Genomic DNA, 21,713 nt, shown 5'->3' on the forward strand with positions numbered 1-21,713 from the left:
AACTCCTTATTTTGTCTTTTTAGCTTTCGTTTTTGATTCTGGTTTTTGATAATTACGAATGACCTCAATTTTCTCTTCAATTGCTTTAACCAGTAAGTCGCTATACTTATCTGGATCAGCCACAATTTTATCACTTGAGCCCAAAATATCGATTCTAAAGTGTGATACATTTACATATTCTGAAATAGTTTCAAAATAAATATTTACTTCATATTCATCTTCATTATTACAAAAATTGCTAATTTTTTTGTAATTAGCAAAAGGAAGATTAATGATGTTACTCTCTAATGCAAAAGTCATTGGTCTTCTTCCACTAATTGCAAGTTGCGTTTGAATAAGTGAATTATGCTTAAAAGCTTGGACTGCTTCACCAATCATCTTAGTTGCAATTTTCTTTAATTTAGTTTTTGTTATTTCACTATACTTAATTGTTTCAAGATCTTGAAGATAATCTTGTTCTTCAATTTTTTTAGTTAATTCTTCTTGTTTAATTTTCACGATAAAAATTCCTTCATGTATCCTTTTTTCATTACTAAGATACTCAATAAATCTTATTCATGCAACCGAAAAAAGTTAGATTTGATTAATCAAACTGTAAAGCAAAGCTAAGTAGTTCCATTACCTTAAGCATATCTTCTGGTCTAAGATGATCTGCTGGTTTTTCATCTAATAAACGCATTCTAGAAAAGGTTTGAATTTGTGCTGCATTTACTCGTCCATGAACCCGATAGCCTAGCAAGTCTAGATATGTCGGAAAATGATTGCCGTGTGAAGTAATGGGACAGAGCATTAAATAATTAGTTTTCTCATTGTATGAATTAGAGGATACTACAACTGCAGGGTGCTTCCCCTTCATTTCCTGTCCAACTGATGGTGAAAAATCCGCCCATACAATATCTCCTTGTTTAAATCTAATCTTCGGCATGACGTAATTCCTCCATAGCCAAATTTTCCCAAGCTTCCCTTTCTGGTTCTGGTACATCTTCAAATTTAGCATCAGAGGTATAAGGATTCGAAATTTTCGGTATTAAGATCAAACTACCATCAGATTTTTGATGAATTGTATACTCAGTTCCTACCTCTACTTTAAACGAAGCAGGAAGTGAAAAGCCTACTGAGTTACCAACCTTTTGAGTTACAATATGATGAATAGATATTTTCATAAGTTTTTACCTCATTAAGTTACTTTCAAAAATATTGTAGTACTAAAAAAGACTAACTTTCAAAAGAAAGCTAGTCTTTTTGGCGAGAAACATACAAAAGTATGTCAGGGTCTTTGTTTCACAGCCAAAGTAGCCCATCATCAGCACTTCCCGTGCTTTGACTTCTAGAGTCCAGATGATCTCTGTCAAAGAACGCATCTCGCGTTTTCCTCGACTCGTCGCATCTATAATTATACTAAATTTTTCTTATTTTTTCTATTATTGCGCGTCTTAAAAAAGATCTCGCCCATCAGCTGAGCCAGCATAAAGCCCATTGCAATCGCAATTGTGACAATTGCCACTCGTAAAATTAAGTCTTCTGCATCAGACAGCTGCCCTTCTACCATTGCACGTACTGCCTGATAGGCTGGCACACCTGGCACAAGTGGTACAACACCAGGAATGTTGAAAACAGTTACGGGGCATTTTTTAATTCGAGCAAATACTAAACCTAAAATTCCAACGCACAATGCTCCTAAAAGATTAGATCCTAATCGGCCAATGCCAATTCGATTAGCCAACCAATACAAGATCCAACCCGCACTCCCACTGACACCGCATAACACAAGAGCACGGTGAGGGACATTAATAATTAATCCAAAGCCCACAGAAGCAAGCCAGGCAAACACTAAATTAACAATTATTTCTAACCAAAAAGGCATCACATCACACCCCATAATAACTTAATTGCAATACCGATGCCGCCACCAAGAGCAATAGCAGTTAAAACTGCCTCTGTTGTTCTAGCCATCCCCGACAATAAATCACCACCAAACAGATCTCGCAGAGCATTAGTTATCGCCACTCCAGGCACCAATGTCATCAAGGATCCGATTAAGATATTATCGACAATAAGCTTAGGAAACAACTTGCAAGCAAAAATGGTAATTACTCCCATAAAAATTGCCGTCACCATTTCAGCTAAAAAACGAATATTAGTATGGCGTTTAATAGCTAAATACACAGCATATGATAAACCGCCAATAACAGCTGCTGCTGGAAAATCAATCCAGTCATAATCATCCATAAATAAGACCATCAAAGTCGGACTCAAAATTGCAGCTCCGATAATTTGAAGCCAAATTGGAAAATCTGGAATAGAAATTGAAATCTGTTGAAGTCTTTCCTGTAATTCCTTCAAAGTGATTTTTTCGGCAGCAAATTCACGTGATAACTCATTAACCCGGTCTACCAACTCTAAATTAATGTTTCTTTTCTTAACTTGCGTAACTTGAGTATAGGAATGTTCACCTAAACTCATAAATATTCCAGTTGGAGTTGTAAAACATCTAGCACCAGTAATACCTGCGTTGCGAGCTATTCTCATCATCGTATCTTCAACTCGATAAGTTTCGCTGCCGCCTTCGATCATTAATCTACCTGCTTTTAAGCAAGTATCGAGCACTTCAGCGGCATAGTCTTGACTCACATGCTCTTTATTCATTTTTATCCTCTAAAATACTTATCTATTCATTATTCATTTTTTCAATATCGATTGTCTTGTCAACCCAGTTTCCTCTAAAGAAGTCTCTTTCGTGACTTACAATAATTACTCCACCTTTAAACTCAACAATTGCCTTTCGCAAAGAATCTTTAGTAGCAATATCCAAGTGGTTAGTAGGTTCATCTAAAAACAATAAATTAGATGGTTCAAACTGCATCTTAGCTAGTTTAACCTTTTCTTGTTCTCCACCAGATAACTCCCTTAAGGGACTCATTGCTTGCTGAGCTGTCAAACCCATTCTAGCTAAAGCTTGACGTAATTCTCTAGGACGCAATCGTGGAAATTCTTCTTGTAAATATTGCAAAGGCGTCATATTTTTATTGGGCCAAACGAGATCTTGCTGAAAATATGCCAGCTCAGCAGTTGAAGATAATTCAAAATTACCATAAATTGGTTTCAATTTTCCTAGCAATGTCTTCAATAAAGTAGTTTTCCCAATTCCATTAAAACCGGTTACTGCTACCTTTTCACCATTTCCAACAGAGAAATTAAATGCTGACTTAACTAACGCCTGATCATACCCAATTACCAAATCCTGAGTCTGCAGCAGCAAGTTTGAAGCTGTATCAACATAGGGGAAAACGACATGCGCTTTTTTATTATTTTGTGGTGGCGTTAAAATATCCATCTTTGCTAGTTGCTTTTCCCGCGACTTAGCACTCTTAGATCTTGAACCAGCTTTATTCTTTCTAATATATGCTTCAGTCTTTTTGATTTTTCGTTGCTGATTGGCATAAGCTTTTAAATAACTCTCTCGGTCAGCTTCTTTTTGGCGTAAGGCATGTTTTAAATCCCCGCTATAGCGAGTAATGGTGCCAAAATCAATATCAATAATGCAGTTGGTAATTCTCCCTAAGAAATCATAATCATGTGATACTACAATAAAAGCTCCTTCAAAATCATTTAAATAATCAGCTAACCAATCAATGTGGTTAACATCTAAATAGTTCGTCGGTTCATCTAAAACTAAAACATCAGGATTTTGTAAAAGAAGTTTAGCCAAAATCAATTTAGACCGCTGTCCACCAGAAAGCTTAGCTACATCTCGCTCATAACCTAAATCAGCTAAGCCCAGTCCTGTTGCTACTCGGTCAATCTTAGTATCAATATCGTAAAATTCCTTTTCTTCAAGGAAAGTCTGAATCTTACCGGCTTTTTCTAAGAGAGAGTCATCCCCATTTTCACCATATTTCACATAAAGGTCATTCAATTCTTTTTCTTTTTGAAAAAGATCGCTAAATGCTGTTTGTAAAAACTCTTTAATTCCTATACCTGCTTTAAGTTTGGCATACTGGTCTAAATAACCGACATGGAGTTTATTTTGCCACTTAACCTCGCCCTCATCTTGGGTAATTTCACCAGTTAGAATCTTAATTAAAGTCGATTTACCAACTCCATTTTGCCCAGTTACCCCCATATGGTCTTCTTTATTTAAAACAAAATTTGCGTCTTCGTATAAAGTTTTATCAATAAAAGTTTGGCTTAGATTTTTAACCGTTAATAAGCTCATTATTTCCTCTAGTCTAGATTATTTTCTTGATCTTTTAATTTATTTTGTTGCTTAGCATCATATTCTTGCAAAGCATTCAACACTCTTGGCCATTGTCTTTTAGGAATAATTAGTTGGAGTTTATTGTGATAAATTGGAAAATCACTGGCTTTCATCCCTGTTATTTTTGCTAGTTCTTCATCTGTTAAATGATACTTGGCTACAATGGCTTTAATTTCATAAGATGCATGTCCTCTAAAATATGAAAGAACATAAAAGAATGCCGCAAAAATACCTGCACTTAAAATAGCCATCGGCAGAGAAAAATGAAATGTCCGTTGCGCAATAAAAAACACTGCAATAAATGCAATCAGTGCAGAAATTATCCCGTAAATGACTGGAAAATACTTATTTTGCTTCATTTTTTATCATCCTTTTTATTACACTAGTTTTTCAAATATTACATTCAATTTACGCAAATAACTTTTTTGTAAAAAAATGTAAATTGTGTTTTATTTTACTGCAATAATCCTCTTATATAATACAGTTTGTTAAGTAAATTAAAAATGACTTTTTAAATATCATTAGTGTAACACGATTACCATTCAATTATTATTAAATTTAAACTTAAAGGAGTAAACACTTTGACACATAAGAAGGGAATTTCAGTGGTACTTATTGCCCTACTAGGTTGCGGTTTTCTTACAAATTCAGTTACTTCCAAAGCAGCTGACCAAGATACTAATTTTAATGTTTCTAAAAGCCTAGTTGAAAATACAATTAAACCAACTCTTCTCAGTAAAAAATTTAAAGAAGAACAAATCAAAGAATTTAGAGAAAACAAATTAGTAGAAATTAAGTTTGAAGAAAAAAGAATTAATCATGAAAATTCTAATTCTCAATTAGGCAATTAAAACTTTGCCAACAAAAGTTGCAGTTATCAGACAAAATCACTAAGATAGAATCATCAACAGATATCTTAAAAAAAGCAGTTAGCGTTTCGCTAGCTGCTTTTTTCTTAATTTCCATCCCATGGAATCGTATCAGAATCTTTATCATAAATAACATAATTTCTAAAGTCTTCTGGATCATTCCAGTCTAGACCTTGCTGTAAGCTATTTTGTCTTGTTTCTTGATTACGTAATTTTTCTTTCTTTAAACCTAAGCTAGAACGGACCAAATCTGAGACGCGTTGTAATTCTTTAGTAGAAGCTACTTGCATTGCAGCAGAGCCAATCCAAACATTATGTCCATGAATATAGCCACTCTTAATATCCTGCGTACAACTACGATAGTTCATTGCAATTGAAAGCATATCATCAAAAGTTAGGTTAGTTTTAACATACTTGGCAAAGACTTTGAGAATCTTACGATAATTTGTGATTGAGTTAACTGACATTCCTTTACGTACAATGTCATTAATGACCTGTCTTTGTCGCATTTGTCGGCCGTAATCGCCCTTAGGATCTTCTTTACGCATTCGAACGTAGTCTAGAGCTTCTTTACCATTCAAGTGCTGCTTACCCTTTTTGAAATGCGTGTGATAAGTAAAGGTAAATGGAACATTAACATCTACCCCTCCTAAGGCCTCTACCATGCTCTCTAAGGCTTTCATATTAACTTCCATATAATAGTTAACTGGGGTATTTACTAGTGCTCTAACCGTTCGTGTAGCTCCTTTACTGCCACCAATTTGATAAGCTGAATTGACCCGGAACATGTAGTATCTTCCTTCACCCTTGCCATCTCCCTTAATATCAGCTAGCAAGTCCCTAGGAATTGATGTCATCGTTGCTTCTTTTTTCTGCGGATTCATAGTTGCTAAAATCATCGTATCTGAATTTCCGCGATCGTGCCTACCTTCAATTCCTTGATCAACACCAAGAATTAAAATAGAGATTGGCTTCTTCTGAGAAATTAACTGCGAAGTTTTTCCAGTCCCGCGATAAGCCTGCTGCACCGAACTCATAGCTGAGAAATAAGCATGAGCAAAATAGGCTACGCTTCCGCAAACAAGTAGAATTGTTAAGAGACCTACCAGGCGAGCAAAGTTATTTCCATTCTTAATATCTTTTTTATTCGCCGCAAAAACATTATTTCTTTCTAGTTTTTTATTTGGCTTATTAGGTTCATCTGGTCTCATTAATTTTTGACTCCTCTGGCTATTAGCTTACCTTTTCATATTACAAAAATCACTGGCTAAGCACATTAGTTTCATTATTAAAAAATTTTTATTTTTTAGCAAGCGAAATAATGTTCTATAATGGTGATTAATAAAATTTGTATCACAGAAAGAAGGAAAAAATATGGCTCTTCCAACAAGAAATGAAGTATCCGATGATCTTAAGTGGGACTTAAGTCGTGTTTTTAAGAACAATCAAGAATGGGAACAAGAATATAAGCAGGTTGCACAAGAAATCAAGAACTTAAGTAAATTTAAGGGAACACTTGCCAAATCTGGTAAAGATCTTTATGAAGGAATTACAGCAATTTTAGCTGTAAATCGACGCTTAGAAAAAGTATATGTTTACGCTACAATGTCAAGCGATGTAGACACAAGCAATAATCATTACCTCGGTTTTGTTGCTAAAGCACAAAGCTTAGCTAATCAAATGAGTGCTGCAATTGCTTTTGTCGATCCTGAAATATTATCTATTCCAGAAGAAACCCTTGCTAAGTTTATGCAAGATGAACCACGTTTAGAAAATTATCGACACCGCCTTGAACAGATTACGCAAAAACGTCCTCATACCTTGCCAGCAAATGAAGAAAAAATCATTGCTGACGCTGGAGATGCAATGGGTACATCTGCTAATACCTTCAACGTCTTAACTAATTCTGATATGGAATATGGCTACGTCCAAGATGAAGACGGTGAAATGGTTCAATTATCTGACGGGCTATACTCACTTTTAATTCAATCTCAAGACCGCAACGTCCGTAAAAACGCCTTTGACGTGATGTATGCAAGCTACGGACAGTTTGAAAACAGTCTTGCTTCAACTTTATCAGGTGAGGTAAAAGCTCACAATTTTAATGCTCGCGTACATAAATACAATTCGGCTAGAGAAGCTGCTTTAAGTGAAAATAGTGTACCAACAGCTGTTTACGATACATTGATCAAGGAAGTAAATAGCCACCTTGACTTACTTCACCGTTACGTTGCATTAAGAAAGAAAATTCTAGGCTTAAAAGACCTTCAAATGTACGATATGTACGTCCCATTAACCGGGAAGCCAGTTCTTTCTTATAACTTTGAGGAAGCAAAAGAAGAAGCAAGAAAGGCTCTAGCACCATTAGGAGAAGACTATTTAAAACACGTTGATTATATTTTTAATAACCGCGTAATTGATGTGGTTGAAAATCAAAACAAGGTTACTGGTGCATATTCAGGTGGTGCTTACGATACTGATCCATATGAACTACTTAACTGGGAAGATAACCTTGATTCACTCTACACTCTAGTTCATGAAACTGGTCACTCTGTCCACTCTTGGTACACAAGAAACACTCAACCTTATGTCTATGGTGATTATCCAATTTTCGTTGCTGAAATTGCTTCAACTACTAATGAGAATATTTTAACCGAGTATTTCTTAGATAAAATTACTGATCCAAAGACCCGTGCATTTGTCTTAAACCATTATCTGGATTCGTTTAAAGGCACACTCTTCCGTCAAACTCAATTTGCGGAATTTGAACAATTTATTCATGAAACTGATGCTAATGGTCAGCCGCTAACAGCTGACGTACTCGATGAATTTTATGGCAACTTAAACCAAAGATACTATGGAGATAGCGTAGAACCTGGTGGAGAAATTGCTATGGAATGGTCACGTATTCCTCACTTCTACTACAACTTCTATGTTTACCAATACGCAACAGGTTTTGCAGCTGCAACTGCACTTGCTAATAAAGTTGTCCACGGTACTGAGCAAGAACGTGATGCTTATATTAATTTCTTAAAATCAGGCTCTTCAGATTACCCAACGGAAATTATGAAACGAGCTGGCGTTGATATGACTAGGGCTGATTACTTGAGGGATGCTTTTGATACTTTTGAAAAACGTCTTAATGAATTTGAAAAAATCGTTGATGAATTAAACGCTGAAAAGTAGGATTCACATCTAAATAAGCTGGTAGATTTAATTTCTACCAGCTTTTTCATTAGCTATTTTATTTATACATGGCGACAATCTTTTCTAACTCTTCATTAGGAATCAATTTCAAATTTCTAACAAATTCTGTAGCTTGTTCTAAGGTGCTACCATTATCCATTTGATTCTCAAGAATAACTTTGGCGGAATCTACTTTTCCTTGTTCTACACCGTCTTTTCTACCTTCTGCATATGCTACTTTCCCTGCTATTTTAGCAGCAGCCTGTTCACGTTCTAACATTCTTGTCTCGTAAAGCATAATCTTCTCCCTCGTTTCCGGATCTTCGTTAATTTCTTTGATTCTTCTTTGCGCGTAATCAAAATGTTTATTTAAATTCACAGGTTCATTGTTCATTAATTTAGCCAAGGCTTTTAAGTCTTCGCTCTGACCCTCAGCTGAAACTTGTGAATTAATGATAATCTTTGTCACGCCATCTTGCAATTGCTTTGATCTATCTTGATCAGAATAAGTATGGTACGACTCATAAAATTTATCATCTTTCTTGGGTTTGAAATTACAGAGAAAAATAATGAAGGCGTCTTTCAAATTTCGATAGGTCTTGCCTTTATTTAAAGTATAGCGTAGATCAAGTCTTGAAAGATAATAGCGCATGCGTCTACCAATATCGTCTTGGTCTGTTGTCTGCATTTCGATATTAAACACGTGACCTTCATGATCTGTGACTAAAACATCAAGTCTAACTTCTTTAGCTTCGTTCTTACGTTCAGAATTATTAATCTCAACTTGCTTATCTAACCAATCAATCTTCTTGATCTTTAGATCTGGAATAATGATCTCGAGCAAATACTTGCAGAATTCCTTATTTTCCATCACCATCCCAAAGACCTTATCTTCCGTGAACCCAAACCAGGGTTCAATCTTTTTAACCATATGAGCAAATCCTCTCTAAAAATATTTGAGGAGTCATCCCATATGTTTATTACGCAAAGCGGGGATGCTTTTTCTGAAAAAATACTATTATATCCCGATAAACAAAAAAGTTCTTAACCCCAATGAAGTTAAGAACTTTTTTATTACACCAATTTAGCAAACAAACCAACTAAATAAAGAAATACACAAGTAATCAACAAGTATAAGCTTCCCCACTTAACGGTTTCCTTCAAAATTTTTCCTTCTAAGCCTTCTTTATTAATCGCACCAGTAGCTACTGCAATATTCTGCGGTGATAGCATCCCTGCTGTCGCACCAGTCATGTTTGACGCTACAATCCAGTACTTGCTTACACCCAAAGATTGAGCAGCCGAGTACTGCAAATTACCAAACAAGACATTAGCTGAAGTAGCAGACCCTGTTAAAAATGTACCAAGTGCTCCAATTAACGGTGCAAATAATGGGTAAGCTGGTCCAAGCAAACTTACTAAAGCCAAAGCTAAGGCATTCGTCATCCCCGCATAAACCATTACCTTAGCTAGACCCACAATTGCACACACTGTAACAGTCGTCATGCCAATTGTCTTTAAAACATTGACTAGAATTTTGAACATTTTATTAAAGCTTAAACCCTGGATTTTTCCACCAATTAAGCCAGCTAATAAAATTAATGTTCCTGGAGAAGAAAGCCAGTTAATTGGAAGATCATTTGGATTCTTTCCTAAATAAACATGTAAATGGGTAGTTACACTAGTTAAGAAGTTATTCACAGGTGGACAAAGGGACGAAGCAAGTAAAACAAAAACAAATACTAAGATGAATGGCGAGCAAGCTTTTATAATCTCGCTAATACTTTCATTTTCTACTTCTTCTACTGCACCAGTTTTTCGCTTTGTGAGCCACACTGTAATTAAAATTGAGAACAATGATCCCACTAAAGCCGGAAGTTCTGCACCGGTAAACTTAGCAATAATAACTTGCGGAATTGCCATTCCTACTCCTGACATTAAAGTAATAAAGACAATTCCCTTAAGCGCTTTAACACTTTTACCAGTAAGAATTACCAAGATAAACGGTACTAAAATAACCAAAATGACCAGCTGTAAAGTTACAATAAAGCCCAATTGCACCTCATTAAGATTAGTTACTTCAGCTAATGTCAAAACCGGCAAGCCAATTGCTCCAAAGGCCGTTGCTGTACTATTAGCAACTAAGCAAATTACAGATGCTTGAATTGGCTCTAAGCCTAATGAAATCAAAATACCAGCACAGATTGCCACTGCTGTACCAAAGCCAGCAATCGACTCAAGAAATCCCCCAAAGCCCCAGGCAATTATTAACACTAAAATTCTTTTATCAGTGGTAATAGACGATAGCAACGTTTCAATCGTCTGCATACTCCCTGATTCAGTTGTAATCTGGTAGACAAAAAGCGCCGCCAAAATTACATACATAATTGGCCAAATTTCCATTATAATACCTTCCAAAGCTCCAGAAAGAGTATTAATTAGGGGTTGTTTAAACATTAAAACAGCGTCCGTGATCGTAATAATTAATCCAATCGTACATGCTCTTGAAGCAGACATCCCAATAATTCCAAGCGAGATTATTAACCAAAGAATTGGTATCAATGCCCATAAGAAATTTATCCACATAATTTTCCTCATTTAAAAAAGTAATACTATTTAATTTTATCCTTTTTCCACATTTTAAGGAAATTTAAAAAACAAAAAAACCTACAAAAAAGCTTCTGCTTTTGTAGGTTTCACAAAGATTACTTTTTAATTGCATGTACGCCATAAACGAATAAATAAATTCCAACTTCAATAATTGAAATAAAGAAAGTCACTGGCAAATTAGTTACATATCCTAAAACTAATCCTGCCCAAACACCAACTAAGGCAATCCCAACTGACCAATATAACATAGCCGGGATTGTTTTGCCTAAATAGCGGGCACTTGAAGACGGCAAAGTTAATAAGATAAAGACCAATAATGATCCAACAACTTGCGCACCAATTGAAACAGCTAAGGCCAAGGCGATTAAAAATACTACCGAAACTAAACTTGTATTAATATGATGGCTAATTGCACCAACATGGTCAAACGAATCATAATTCAACTGTCTTAAAACTAAGAAAATGATTGCTAAAACAAAGAGAGACAGGATAACTAGTTGAATAACTCCCTCTCTATCAACGCCAATAATTGAACCAAACAAGATATTAGTAGCGTAGCGACTATTACCACCAGCAATAGCTAAAAATAGTACACCTAGACCAATAAATAAGGCTGAAATTGCACTTATTGCGGATTCCTTTTGGTCGCTTTTCATTGATAATTCACCAACGCTAATTGAACCAAGCAAGGTAAAGAGAACCATTCCCCATAAAGGAACCCAGCCAATCCACACTGCGAAAGCAGCCCCAGCAAAGCCAATTTCTGAAAGAGTATGGGCTAAAAATGAAAATCCTCTAGCTACAACATATACACCAACTATTCCACAAGTAATAGCAATAAAGGTACTAGCTAGAAATGCATAACGCATAAAATCATACGCAAACATTATTCTTCACCCACCTCCTCAGTTAAGTCTTTAATTTTACCAGCTACTAGACCTTTGTCTTTAAACAAAAGATAGTCCTTCATATATTTCTTTGCTAAAGGAATATCATGAGTTGTGAATAATACAGTCATCGCATGCTTTTCATTCAAATGCTTAATTAACGACATCAATTCTTCTTTAGCGACAGGATCTAAACTAGCGGTTGCCTCATCTAAAATAATAAAATCTGGCTTGTCTAGTAAGGCTTGAGCTAAATATGCGCGTTGTTTCTGACCACCAGAAGCCTCACCCATTCTAGTATTTTGAATATCTAACAGATGAGTTTCTTTTAAAATTTGATTTACTCTTGTCTTTACTTGGGCATTTTTAAACAAAGGAGTATTGAGTTCTACAAAAGCCCTAATTGAAAGTGGGTAATCAGCATCCAAATTTCTAAACTGAGGCACATAGCCAACTTTAGTATCAGTTGCAAATTTAAACGAGCCTGTTGTTGCTTGTAGCATTCCCATTAAAATTCTAATTAGGGTTGTTTTACCTGTACCATTTGCACCAAGTAAGGCCGTCATTGATCCCCTAGTTAAGGCAAAATTCAAGTCCTTAAAAATTACCTTATCTTCAAATTTCATTCCCAGGTCTTTAACAGTTAAGATATTAGTCATCTCACCCTTCCTCTCTTTATTTCATAAACTGATCCTATTTATTTTCGATATTAGCTAGATTTTGATAATTTTCCTTCATCCAAGTTAAGTAAGTAGTGTGATTTGGGATAGTTTCACGAACGTTTAGAACTGGAACACCATTCTTTTTGGCTAGCTTAACAAAAGATTTAACCGTTGAGCTGCTTGCCTGCGTATTATTAACAAAAAAGGCTATTTTCTTTTCTTTAATATCAGTATTCATCTTGTTAATCATCTTAGGACTTGGATCTGTACCATTCTCAATGGCTTCTTCAAATTCCTTGTCGCCTATCTTATAACCCGCTTCCTTTAAAGCATAATCAAAAACGGGTTCACTAACAAAGACTGGCTTTTTATTGCTCTTATCAGTCTTAACTAGCTTCTTAATTTTATCAACCTTAGCTAAATACTTTTTACCATTAGCCTTAAAGTAAGCTGCATGCTTCTTATCTAGCTTAGATAAGCGTTTAACTAAATAATCCACATACTTAGTTGGCATATTTAAATTGTACCAAATGTGAGGATTATCGCCGTTCTTTAATCCCATTAAGTCTTCACCAACTAAAACTGGCTTTTTATTAACAGATTTAGCTAACTTATTCATCCATGAGTCATACCCTAAGCCGTTAGCAACAATAATATTTGCCTTAGTTAACTTCTTAGCATCAGCAGTTGTTGGATCAAAATCATGTGGGTCAACACTACTTTTATCAATAATTGCCGTAGCTGTACCATATTTTCCAACAATATTTTTAGCAATGTCTGAATAGACATTAGTTGTTGTAACGATCGAGATCTTATCTGATTGGCTAGCCGCTTCTTTTTTATTGGCACACGCTGTAGTCACAAGCGCTAAAAGTCCCACTAGCCCAATAATAGAAATAATTTTTGTAATTTTAGATTTAAAATTTTGCATATATTTTATCCTCCTGTGCAAAACAAAAAAGCATTAAGTTAGAAAATTCAGCATAAATTCTAACTTAAAGTTAGACTAAGCTACTTTTTTTATTATGTCAATAATTTTTAGATAGACAAATAGCACCAAGACGTCTCAGACTTGATGCTATCAATAAGTGTAAATAATAAAAATTTTGCTGAATTTTTAATTTAATGCTTTTCTCTAAAATTACATCTTTATATAAACATATTTTTATATCTTTGTCAAAAGAGATTATTAAAAATCTTCCTTAACGTGCTGTCTTAAAACATCCAAAATCTTAATTACATGTTTATCTTCTAAACTATAGTACCGCTCCTGCTTAACCTGTTCACTTTTAACCAGTTTGGCTTCCTCTAATATTCTTAAGTGTCTAGAAATAGCAGGCTGACTAACATCAAATTGCTTAACTAAGTTATTTACACTGCTTTTTTGGTGATCATTCAAATAATACAGAATTTGTATTCGAATGGGGTGGTTCAAAGCCCTGGTAACTCGAATAATTTGTTCGTTCAACTCGTTCACCTATCTCAATTTATCATTTAATTATGAGAGTAATTCAAGAATTTTCTTCTGAACACTTGAATCTTCACTTGATCCAATAATTTGATTTGCTGCCTTTTTAGCTTCAGGCAAGGCTGTTGCTGTCGCAAAACTAGTTCCTACGTACTTAAGCATTGCTTCATCGTTTCCGCTATCGCCAAAAGCAATCATCTCACTAGATTTTATCCCTAATTTCTTACCAAGATATTCAAGCCCAACAGCCTTATTCATCCCCTTAGTCTGCATATCAATTGAAGTGCTTGCACCTGCTACAAAATCAATTTGCGAATAAAGTGAACGCAACTCAGCTAGAATAACTGGCATGATTTCAGCTGGGACGTTTAAACTAACTTTAAAAATACGATCATCAATTTCTTTAAAGTTATCAACAACTTGAATTTTATTAAAAAATTTAGTCATCTCTTGAGCAAATTTTTCACCATCACTTTTTCTTACGTAAGCACTAGTTACTCCAGCGACAACTGCTTGATATGGCAAATTTGAAACAATTTTCAACATTAAATTATAATCGTCATCAGATAGATCTGCAATTTTAAGAATCTCTTGTCCATGAGCAACTAAAGCACCATTTTCCGCAATAAAGTATATCTTACGATTATAGTCTGGAAAACGTGAAAAAATATTCTCATACTGATTACCACTCGCAACTACAAATTTAATATCGCGATGTTGCATAATTTGAAATTCTTTTTCAAAGAGTTCCTTATCATAAGTCTTATTTTCTTTTAACCAAGTACCATCCATATCAGTTGCAATAAGCTTAATCATTTTTAATCTCACTTTCCACTTTTACTATCCACACTCCACTATACTAAAAAACGCCACCCGGAGGTAGCGTTTTTCACAAAACTATTTTTATGCAACTAGCTTAGTCTAATTCTTCTTACGTTTTCTAGTGCCAGCTAAGCCTAAAATTGACGCAATTGTTGCTAAGCCTAGTCCAATAATTCCTACATTAGCATGTTTATGTCCTGTTTGAGGTAATGAAGCCTCATTAGTCGTTGCTGCTTCTACCTTTCCAGGTTCGTTATGTTCTACAGTTGAGACATTCTTAGCTGTATTATCAATAGAAATATTATCTGGAGGAGTATCAGCGTCAGATTTGTCTGGTTCTGTTGTTTCAGTTGGTTGTTTTTCTGAAACTTCTGGCTGTTCGGATTCTACTGGAGATTCTGGTTCTTCTGGCTTGTCTGGTTCAACTGGCTTTTCAGGCTCTTCTGGCTTGCCTGGTTCAACTGGTTGCTCTGGTTCTTCCGGCTTACCCGGTTCAACTGGTTGCTCTGGTTCTTCCGGCTTACCCGGTTCAACTGGCTTTTCAGGTTCTTCCGGCTTACCCGGTTCAACTGGCTTTTCAGGTTCTTCCGGCTTGCCTGGTTCAACTGGTTTTTCAGAATTCTTACTGTAAACTACGGTTTCAGTAATATCCTCAGTATCACTATCTACATTTTCAACACTGCCAATTTCTTTTTTATCGGCCGTGTAGCCAGCAATTTCTGGAGAAATAACCTGTACAAATGTTGTGCCATCAAGTGCAGTCCACTTAATTCCATCAGAAACTTTTCTACCATTTTCATCTAAAATAATGATTTCACCAGTCACTTTATCAATTACCGCTGTACCACGGAATCTTAAAGTTTGAATCACATCATCCTTTGCCTTAGTCCCGTCAGCGTAAACGTACTTAATTGTACGAGTAATGGTCTTATCTAAAGCAATTGAATCAAATGGATATTTCGGACCTTCAGGGTTGTCTGGATTAATTGGATCGTCCTCTGTGAACTTATCATCAGGAGTAACAGTAATTGTACCGTGCTTGAATATCACATAGAAGGTCTTAGTTGTTTCGCCAAATTTACCACCAGTGTAACCGTCTTTAACTAGTTCGTAGCCTAAACTTTCGTAGTATTTGATCTTGTCAGCTGTACTGTAATTGATTGACTCATTGTATTTGCCATCAACCGTTGCTGTTTCAAGTGCTTTACCTGTAGTTTCATCAACGTAGATAATTTCAGCTTTCACTGCATTAGCTGTGTAGACAACTTTGGTTTCAAGATTATTACTATCTTGGTTAATGCCTTCAACTGCATTCACAACTGGCTGATCTGGAGTGTAGCCACTAATTGTTGGAGAGATCACTTCAATGAAAGTTGTGCCATCCTTAGCTGTCCAAGTTAACTTACCTGGAATTGGTTTACCATTTTCGTCTAACTTAACATTACCGTTTTCATCTACTTCCACGTATTGGCCAGTTACCTTATCAATCACACCAGAACCAGTGAACGTTAAAGTCTGAGTATGACTTGGTTTAGCTACAATACCGTCTGCGTAAACGTAGTAAATAGTATGTGTTACATCTTTATTCAAGTTTGCAGAGTCAGTTGGATATTTTGGTCCGTCTGGGTTATCAGGATTGATTGGCTCATCTGGTTTTCCTGGATTGTCTGGATTTACTACCACTGTACCATGCTTGAATGTTACATAGAAGGTCTTAGTTGCTTCGCCAAATTCACCACCAGTGTAGCCATCTTTAACTAATTCATAGCCTAAGCTTTCATAGTACTTGATCTTGTCTGCTGTACTATAGTTGATTGTTTCATTGTACTTGCCGTCTACTGTAGCTATTTCTAGCTCTTTGCCAATAGTTTCGTCAACATAGATAATTTCAGCTTTTGCTGCATTAGCCGTGTAAACAACTTTAGTTTCAATATTCTTGCTGTCTTGGTTAATTCCTTCAACTGCATTCACAACGGTCTTATCTGAAGTGTAGCCACTAATCATTGGAGAAACCACTTCAATGAAAGTTGTACCATCACTAGCTGTCCAAACTAGCTTACCTGGAATCGGCTTACCGTTTGCATCTAACTTAATGTTGCCATTTTCATCAAGAACTACGTATTGGCCAGTTACCTTATCAATCACACCAGAACCTTTGAAAGTTAAAGTTTGTGTATGACTTGGTTTAGCGGTTGTACCATCAGCGTAAACATAGTGAATAGTATGTGTTACATCTTTATTCAAGTTAGCTGAATCAGTCGGATATTTTGAACCTTCTGGATCGTTTGGATTAATTGGTTCATCAGGCTTTCCAGGATTTTCTGGATTTACAACTACAGTTCCATGTTTAAATGTTACATAGAATTTCTTAGTTGTTTCACCGAATTCACCACCAATATAACCATCTTTAACTAACTCGTAGCCTAAACCTTCATAGTACTTGATCTTATCAGTTGTACTATAGTTGATTGTTTCATTGTACTTGCCGTCTACTGTAGCTATTTCTAGCTCCTTACCAGTGGTTTCGTCAACGTAGACAATCTCAGCCTTAGCAGCATTAGCTGTGTAAGTTACAGTATGAACATAGTTTTCACTATCATGTGCCACATTTTCAACACCATCGATTTGCACGTGACTAGGTGTATGACCTGTAATTTCTGGAGATGTAACAGCTAAGAAACTGTTTCCAAGCGTAGCCACCCAGTTTAACTTACCAGGAACTGGCTTACCGTCTGCATCTAGCTTAATGTTGCCATCTTCATCAACTTCTACATATTCACCAGTTACTTTATTAATGTGGCCAGATCCTGTAAATGTAATTGTCTGAGTATGGCTTGGATTTGCTGTTGTGCCATCAGCATAAACATAATGAACAGTATGTGTCACATCCTTATTTAAAGCACCGGAATCAGTTGGATATTTAACATCCCCGCCTGGATTAATGTTTTCACCAGGTTTTCCAGGATTTTCTGGATGAACGTGAACTACACCATGTTTAAATGTCACATAGAAAGTCTTAGTTGTCTCACCAAATTCACCGCCATTATAGTCATCATTAACTAATTCATAGCCTAAGTTTTCGTAGTATTTAATCTTATCAGCTGTACTGTAATTGATGACATCGCCGTATTTTCCATTTAGCATTACAGCTTCTAGTTCTTTACCAGTTGTCTTATCTACAAAAATAACCTTTGCATCGGCATCATTTGCAGTGTAAGTGACCACAATCACATTACTCGACATATCATGGGTCACTTTAGTTCCAGCAACATTAGCTTTGTCTGGTGTATAACCAGTTATAGTCGGGGAGCTCACTTCAGTAAACTTAGGATCTGAGACATTTGCATTCCATACAAGTTTGCCTTCAATTGGTTCCCCATCATCGCCAAGAATAACTTTACCGTTTTCATCAAGAACCACGTATTTTCCAGTTGTCTTATCTACAACTCCATAAGCAGTAAACTTAACAGTTTGCTTGTTACTTTCAGCTGCTGCATTTCCATTTGCATAAACATATTGGATCTCTTGAGTTACTTCTTTATTGTAATCTTCTGATCCATAGACTGGACTGTCAGGATCTTTAGGATCAATAATGATCAAATCTCTAGTTAAATGAACCTTAAAACTGTTCTTGGCTTCTTCTGCAGAATAGTAGTAATCTTTACCGAATTCGTAATCACTACTTACAAGTTTGTAGCCATTATTTTCAAACATTTTAAGCGTAGCTTCAGGATTTAAATTCCAACTAATGATGTGATCAACCTTACCATTAACAGTATCACTACCGATAACTTTTCCAGTCACATCATCAATATATTGAATCTGAGCAGTTTGCTGATTTGCATAGTAAAGAACTTCCTCAGTGATGTTATCCGAGTTACCACTTACTAAAACTGATTCTACTTGCAACCTATTTGCACTGTATCCTGAAATCTTTGGTGAATTTACTTGAGCAAAAGTATAGTTAGCATTGCCGTCTTCTGCAGTCCAAACAATATCGCTAATCCAAACTTTATCTACAAAGTCATATTGACCTTTTCCAATAAAGCTAACCTTTTGAGTAACAGAACTAGCAGCTACTTGCCCTTTATTAGGACCATCAGCATAGACATATGTAATGACACGATTTACTTCTTTAGTTTGTGAGTTTTCAGCTATTTTATGTTTCAGCGTAATTACATAGTCATTGCAGCCTGGGTTATAGTCTGCATCTCCAAAGACCGTAGTATACCCTAAAGGATTATTCACTAAAATGTAGCCATTATTTTCGTAATTCTTAATGCTGCCTAAGACGTTATCAATAACCTGGTAATTAATTACTTCACCATAATTTCCAGCAATATTGATAGTAGTACCAAGTTGTTTTTGAGATGTTTCATCCCAGAAAACAATTGTTCCTACCTGAGCTTTTTTATCGTAAATGATATTTTCTATCTTTAACTTTTCATTCTGCTCTACTTTATCTGCTGTACTCCACTTTTGATTAGTAGTGTAACCAATGATATCTGGAGATTTAAGAGATTCAAAAGTTGTCTTATCAGCAGTCCATTTTAGACTAGCATTTTTATTAGTAATCTCAGTAGCAATTAAGTCATTACCTACTTGTTGGGTACCAGCAACTAGGACAATATTTCCAGTTACTTTATCGCGATAACCAGTAGCAGTGAAAGTTGCTGTCTGAGTAGTTGAAGGACGTAGCTCATTACCCACTGTATCTACATAGTGAATATCTTTTTGAACTGTTTGCGATTCATTAACTGCTTCAAGCACATGCTTTAATTGAATTTCAAAGCTTAAATCATGTACACCAAACTGTGTTCCAGGCTTATAGCTATTACTAATAACTACATAGCCACTATCAAGCAAACTAGAGAGAGTAGCGTCTAAATCCACAAAGTTAATTTGAGCATGTACTTTTCCAGTAGCGTTTAATTGAGCAAGACTATTACGATCATTGTCCATATCAATAATTGTAATTGTAGCTTTTGCATCTTCACGTAAACGGTAAATTACTTTGATATCTTCACCTGGATTTTCAGGAATTACATATTCAATATCAGCAATGTATCCTGCAATAATTGGCGTATCGGTTCTACCAGCCTCTGTTGGATCAGTTAAGTTATTATTAAACTTCACAGCATCTCCAATTTGATTACCATTTTCATCAACAGGAATAATTGAACCCAAGTCCTTGTAAATAAACTGTACTTCATGAGCTGAGTCAGTTACGAATGGATTTCTTGCAGTAAAGTTATTATGAGTAAATTTAACTGATTTACCAGCTTCTACAGTATGACTTTCAATCACACGATCCATGTTACTGCCGTCATACATAAGAACTTCCATCTTACCTGTAGCATCAATTTGACGGTAAACCACAGTAAAGTCAACTGTTAATTGGTTAACAGTACCTTCTGTTCTATTGCCAGAACTGTAGTAAACCTTCTTGTAGTAACTACCATCACCAAATTGAGAAATAGTTCCAGTAAATGATCCACTAGGAATATTTGAGCCATCTAAATAAAAGCCATCAATTAGTTGTTTGTATTGATCAACATTATCGATAACAAATTCTTGTCCTGTCCAACCAGAAACACTAACATTAGGATATTTATCAGTACCTGGAATTTCAACTAAATTACCATCTTTATTGTGGTAGTAGTACTTAATTACAGATTCTTCAGTATGAACTGGAATAATTTCACCAACTGAACTTGCATCCAAGTTAGTAATATTTCCTAGGCCATAGACAATTTTTGTGCTACCCACAACTGTCGTAGCATTACCAACAGGCATTGAACTACCACCAACTGTGATATTAGATTTACCACTGTTTACAATTAAAAAGTCTCTATCGCTTACTTCAATTTTTTTGAAATATCCAGCTTTAATGATATGCTCAGCTATCAGATTTTTATAATCAGCATCAGTCACGTAAGCATAGAGATTTTCATCAGTTAAATCATTACGGTTTACAGATAGAATAAGTTTCTTATTACTACTATTCCAAGTTCCAGTATTATTTAAATTCAAAATCTGATATATATACTTGTCATTGCCAATTAAAGCACCAGCTTCTTTGGGATATTTATCTGTATCAGTTGCAGGAATGGTCACAGAAGCCTTACTTTGAACTTCTTTAACATCTGTTTGACCGGTAGTTTGATTGTTTTCTTCTACTACAGTTTCTTCAATTGGAGAAACTGCATTTTCAATCTTCGTTTCAGCTTCAACAGGAGCAGTTTCTGCTACCTTATCTGTAATCTCAGTTTTAGGTACTTCTTCTGTTGCAACTATTTCTGTGCTTTCACTTGAATTATTCGTTTCTACGCTAACTGCCTTATGTTCTTCGTTAGCTGTTTGAAGATTTTCTACATTAGTAATTCCTTCTTCAACAGAAGGAATACTATCGTTTTTGGACTCATTATTTTGTTCATATGAGGGAGTTAAATTAGGCTCAACTGCTTGACTATTACTTAAGTGTTCAGTTGCTTCTGTACCTCCCCCATTTGTATTTTGAGCAGTCAGATTATTATCAATTGTTGTATTTTCAACTTCATTGTTTGTTTCTATTGAAGCCACTTTTGCTTGTTCTGCATTCAGAGCTTCACTTTGCTCTTCAGTACTTACTGTATTTTCAACATTTTCTTTTAAGCTATCAGCTAGATTACTTGTTACATTTACACTCTCTTCTTGAGCAACTGTAGTATCAGCTTTAACTGTTCGACCATTAACTCCCATAAAGGTTAACCCAATCAATACAGAGGCAGCCCCTACAGTAAACTTACGAATAGAGAAGCGTGGCTTTTGCGGTCTAATTTTCCGCATTTTTTCACTATAATTGTTCTTGGAAACCATAATTTTACCCTCATACTTCTAGTATTAGGTGAGTATTAAGTTATAGCTTTCATGCTAGCGATTAATTTATATAGTAATCGCTTACTTCACCTT

18 protein-coding genes are annotated in these 21,713 nt (G+C 35.5%); 2 read left to right on the plus strand and 16 right to left on the minus strand.

The window, feature by feature from the left end:
* Window positions 1-6: 6 nt before the first annotated feature.
* The 7 genes from F3I00_RS09090 to F3I00_RS09120 form a co-directional block, all read right to left on the minus strand.
* Window positions 7-498 carry a hypothetical protein gene (locus tag F3I00_RS09090; protein WP_003649977.1) on the minus strand — a complete coding sequence of 164 codons (492 nt, stop codon included), beginning with the start codon at window positions 496-498 and terminating at the stop codon, window positions 7-9.
* 85 nt (window positions 499-583) lie between these two features.
* Window positions 584-925, minus strand: coding sequence for a type II toxin-antitoxin system PemK/MazF family toxin (locus F3I00_RS09095; protein ID WP_003649976.1), 342 nt, complete (start codon window positions 923-925; stop codon window positions 584-586).
* Window positions 912-1,163 carry a type II toxin-antitoxin system PemI/MazE family antitoxin gene (mazE, locus tag F3I00_RS09100; RefSeq protein WP_020807066.1) on the minus strand — a complete coding sequence of 84 codons (252 nt, stop codon included), beginning with the start codon at window positions 1,161-1,163 and terminating at the stop codon, window positions 912-914. The genes F3I00_RS09095 and mazE overlap by 14 nt, the downstream gene beginning before the upstream one ends.
* A 230-nt stretch (window positions 1,164-1,393) precedes the next feature.
* The gene (locus F3I00_RS09105; protein WP_003646733.1) at window positions 1,394-1,864 is read right to left on the minus strand and encodes a threonine/serine exporter family protein; all 471 of its coding nucleotides are present in this window, start codon (window positions 1,862-1,864) and stop codon (window positions 1,394-1,396) included.
* On the minus strand, window positions 1,864-2,646 hold the full coding sequence (locus tag F3I00_RS09110) for a threonine/serine exporter family protein (RefSeq protein WP_020807067.1): 783 nt from the start codon (window positions 2,644-2,646) through the stop codon (window positions 1,864-1,866). The genes F3I00_RS09105 and F3I00_RS09110 overlap by 1 nt, the downstream gene beginning before the upstream one ends.
* Window positions 2,647-2,668: 22 nt before the next feature.
* A complete protein-coding gene (locus F3I00_RS09115) occupies window positions 2,669-4,216 on the minus strand; it encodes an ABC-F family ATP-binding cassette domain-containing protein (protein ID WP_020807068.1) in 1,548 nt (515 codons plus the stop codon).
* A gap of 8 nt (window positions 4,217-4,224) precedes the next feature.
* Window positions 4,225-4,617 carry a hypothetical protein gene (locus F3I00_RS09120; protein ID WP_003649972.1) on the minus strand — a complete coding sequence of 131 codons (393 nt, stop codon included), beginning with the start codon at window positions 4,615-4,617 and terminating at the stop codon, window positions 4,225-4,227.
* A 222-nt stretch (window positions 4,618-4,839) separates the two neighbouring features.
* On the opposite strand from F3I00_RS09120, the gene F3I00_RS09125 reads away from it, so the two are divergent.
* On the plus strand, window positions 4,840-5,109 hold the full coding sequence (locus F3I00_RS09125) for a hypothetical protein (protein ID WP_020807069.1): 270 nt from the start codon (window positions 4,840-4,842) through the stop codon (window positions 5,107-5,109).
* A gap of 104 nt (window positions 5,110-5,213) precedes the next feature.
* Here F3I00_RS09125 and F3I00_RS09130 read toward each other — a convergent pair whose 3' ends face one another.
* On the minus strand, window positions 5,214-6,338 hold the full coding sequence (locus F3I00_RS09130) for an LCP family protein (RefSeq protein ID WP_003649969.1): 1,125 nt from the start codon (window positions 6,336-6,338) through the stop codon (window positions 5,214-5,216).
* Between the two features lie 163 nt (window positions 6,339-6,501).
* Between F3I00_RS09130 and pepF the strand changes: the two genes are divergently transcribed.
* Window positions 6,502-8,313, plus strand: a complete 1,812-nt coding sequence (gene pepF / locus F3I00_RS09135; protein WP_020807071.1) for an oligoendopeptidase F — start codon at window positions 6,502-6,504, stop codon at window positions 8,311-8,313.
* Window positions 8,314-8,371: 58 nt separating this feature from the next.
* Here the strand turns inward: pepF and F3I00_RS09140 are convergent, their stop codons facing one another.
* The 8 genes from F3I00_RS09140 to F3I00_RS09175 form a co-directional block, all read right to left on the minus strand.
* Window positions 8,372-9,244: an Rpn family recombination-promoting nuclease/putative transposase gene (locus F3I00_RS09140; protein ID WP_020807072.1), complete on the minus strand. Its 873-nt coding sequence runs from the start codon at window positions 9,242-9,244 to the stop codon at window positions 8,372-8,374.
* A gap of 143 nt (window positions 9,245-9,387) precedes the next feature.
* On the minus strand, window positions 9,388-10,911 hold the full coding sequence (locus tag F3I00_RS09145) for an L-lactate permease (protein WP_081275674.1): 1,524 nt from the start codon (window positions 10,909-10,911) through the stop codon (window positions 9,388-9,390).
* A 107-nt stretch (window positions 10,912-11,018) separates the two neighbouring features.
* Window positions 11,019-11,810: a metal ABC transporter permease gene (locus F3I00_RS09150; protein ID WP_003649965.1), complete on the minus strand. Its 792-nt coding sequence runs from the start codon at window positions 11,808-11,810 to the stop codon at window positions 11,019-11,021.
* Entirely contained in the window at window positions 11,810-12,469 is a 660-nt protein-coding gene (locus F3I00_RS09155; RefSeq protein WP_003649964.1) for a metal ABC transporter ATP-binding protein, read from the minus strand. The genes F3I00_RS09150 and F3I00_RS09155 overlap by 1 nt, the downstream gene beginning before the upstream one ends.
* 34 nt (window positions 12,470-12,503) lie before the next feature.
* Window positions 12,504-13,403 carry a metal ABC transporter solute-binding protein, Zn/Mn family gene (locus F3I00_RS09160; RefSeq protein WP_020807074.1) on the minus strand — a complete coding sequence of 300 codons (900 nt, stop codon included), beginning with the start codon at window positions 13,401-13,403 and terminating at the stop codon, window positions 12,504-12,506.
* Window positions 13,404-13,661: 258 nt separating this feature from the next.
* Complete coding sequence (locus tag F3I00_RS09165) at window positions 13,662-13,940, minus strand: helix-turn-helix transcriptional regulator (protein ID WP_020807075.1); 279 nt, start codon at window positions 13,938-13,940, stop codon at window positions 13,662-13,664.
* A 30-nt stretch (window positions 13,941-13,970) separates the two neighbouring features.
* Entirely contained in the window at window positions 13,971-14,756 is a 786-nt protein-coding gene (locus F3I00_RS09170; RefSeq protein WP_020807076.1) for a Cof-type HAD-IIB family hydrolase, read from the minus strand.
* A gap of 105 nt (window positions 14,757-14,861) precedes the next feature.
* Complete coding sequence (locus F3I00_RS09175; protein ID WP_113533086.1) at window positions 14,862-21,620, minus strand: YSIRK-type signal peptide-containing protein; 6,759 nt, start codon at window positions 21,618-21,620, stop codon at window positions 14,862-14,864.
* Window positions 21,621-21,713 lie beyond the last annotated feature (93 nt).

Origin of the sequence: Lactobacillus sp. JM1 (assembly GCF_009834385.1) — a bacterium.
Classification (GTDB): domain Bacteria; phylum Bacillota; class Bacilli; order Lactobacillales; family Lactobacillaceae; genus Lactobacillus; species Lactobacillus paragasseri.

What these genes read in the sequence shown, in the direction of transcription:
- F3I00_RS09095 (WP_003649976.1), bottom strand. Translation starts at nt 925, where the DNA reads ATGCCGAAGATTAGATTTAAACAAGGAGATATTGTATGGGCGGATTTT.
- mazE (WP_020807066.1), bottom strand. Translation starts at nt 1,163, where the DNA reads ATGAAAATATCTATTCATCATATTGTAACTCAAAAGGTTGGTAACTCA.
- F3I00_RS09105 (WP_003646733.1), bottom strand. Translation starts at nt 1,864, where the DNA reads ATGCCTTTTTGGTTAGAAATAATTGTTAATTTAGTGTTTGCCTGGCTT.
- F3I00_RS09110 (WP_020807067.1), bottom strand. Translation starts at nt 2,646, where the DNA reads ATGAATAAAGAGCATGTGAGTCAAGACTATGCCGCTGAAGTGCTCGAT.
- F3I00_RS09115 (WP_020807068.1), bottom strand. Translation starts at nt 4,216, where the DNA reads ATGAGCTTATTAACGGTTAAAAATCTAAGCCAAACTTTTATTGATAAA.
- F3I00_RS09120 (WP_003649972.1), bottom strand. Translation starts at nt 4,617, where the DNA reads ATGAAGCAAAATAAGTATTTTCCAGTCATTTACGGGATAATTTCTGCA.
- F3I00_RS09130 (WP_003649969.1), bottom strand. Translation starts at nt 6,338, where the DNA reads ATGAGACCAGATGAACCTAATAAGCCAAATAAAAAACTAGAAAGAAAT.
- pepF (WP_020807071.1), top strand. Translation starts at nt 6,502, where the DNA reads ATGGCTCTTCCAACAAGAAATGAAGTATCCGATGATCTTAAGTGGGAC.
- F3I00_RS09140 (WP_020807072.1), bottom strand. Translation starts at nt 9,244, where the DNA reads ATGGTTAAAAAGATTGAACCCTGGTTTGGGTTCACGGAAGATAAGGTC.
- F3I00_RS09145 (WP_081275674.1), bottom strand. Translation starts at nt 10,911, where the DNA reads ATGAGGAAAATTATGTGGATAAATTTCTTATGGGCATTGATACCAATT.
- F3I00_RS09150 (WP_003649965.1), bottom strand. Translation starts at nt 11,810, where the DNA reads ATGTTTGCGTATGATTTTATGCGTTATGCATTTCTAGCTAGTACCTTT.
- F3I00_RS09155 (WP_003649964.1), bottom strand. Translation starts at nt 12,469, where the DNA reads ATGACTAATATCTTAACTGTTAAAGACCTGGGAATGAAATTTGAAGAT.
- F3I00_RS09160 (WP_020807074.1), bottom strand. Translation starts at nt 13,403, where the DNA reads ATGCAAAATTTTAAATCTAAAATTACAAAAATTATTTCTATTATTGGG.
- F3I00_RS09170 (WP_020807076.1), bottom strand. Translation starts at nt 14,756, where the DNA reads ATGATTAAGCTTATTGCAACTGATATGGATGGTACTTGGTTAAAAGAA.
- F3I00_RS09175 (WP_113533086.1), bottom strand. Translation starts at nt 21,620, where the DNA reads ATGGTTTCCAAGAACAATTATAGTGAAAAAATGCGGAAAATTAGACCG.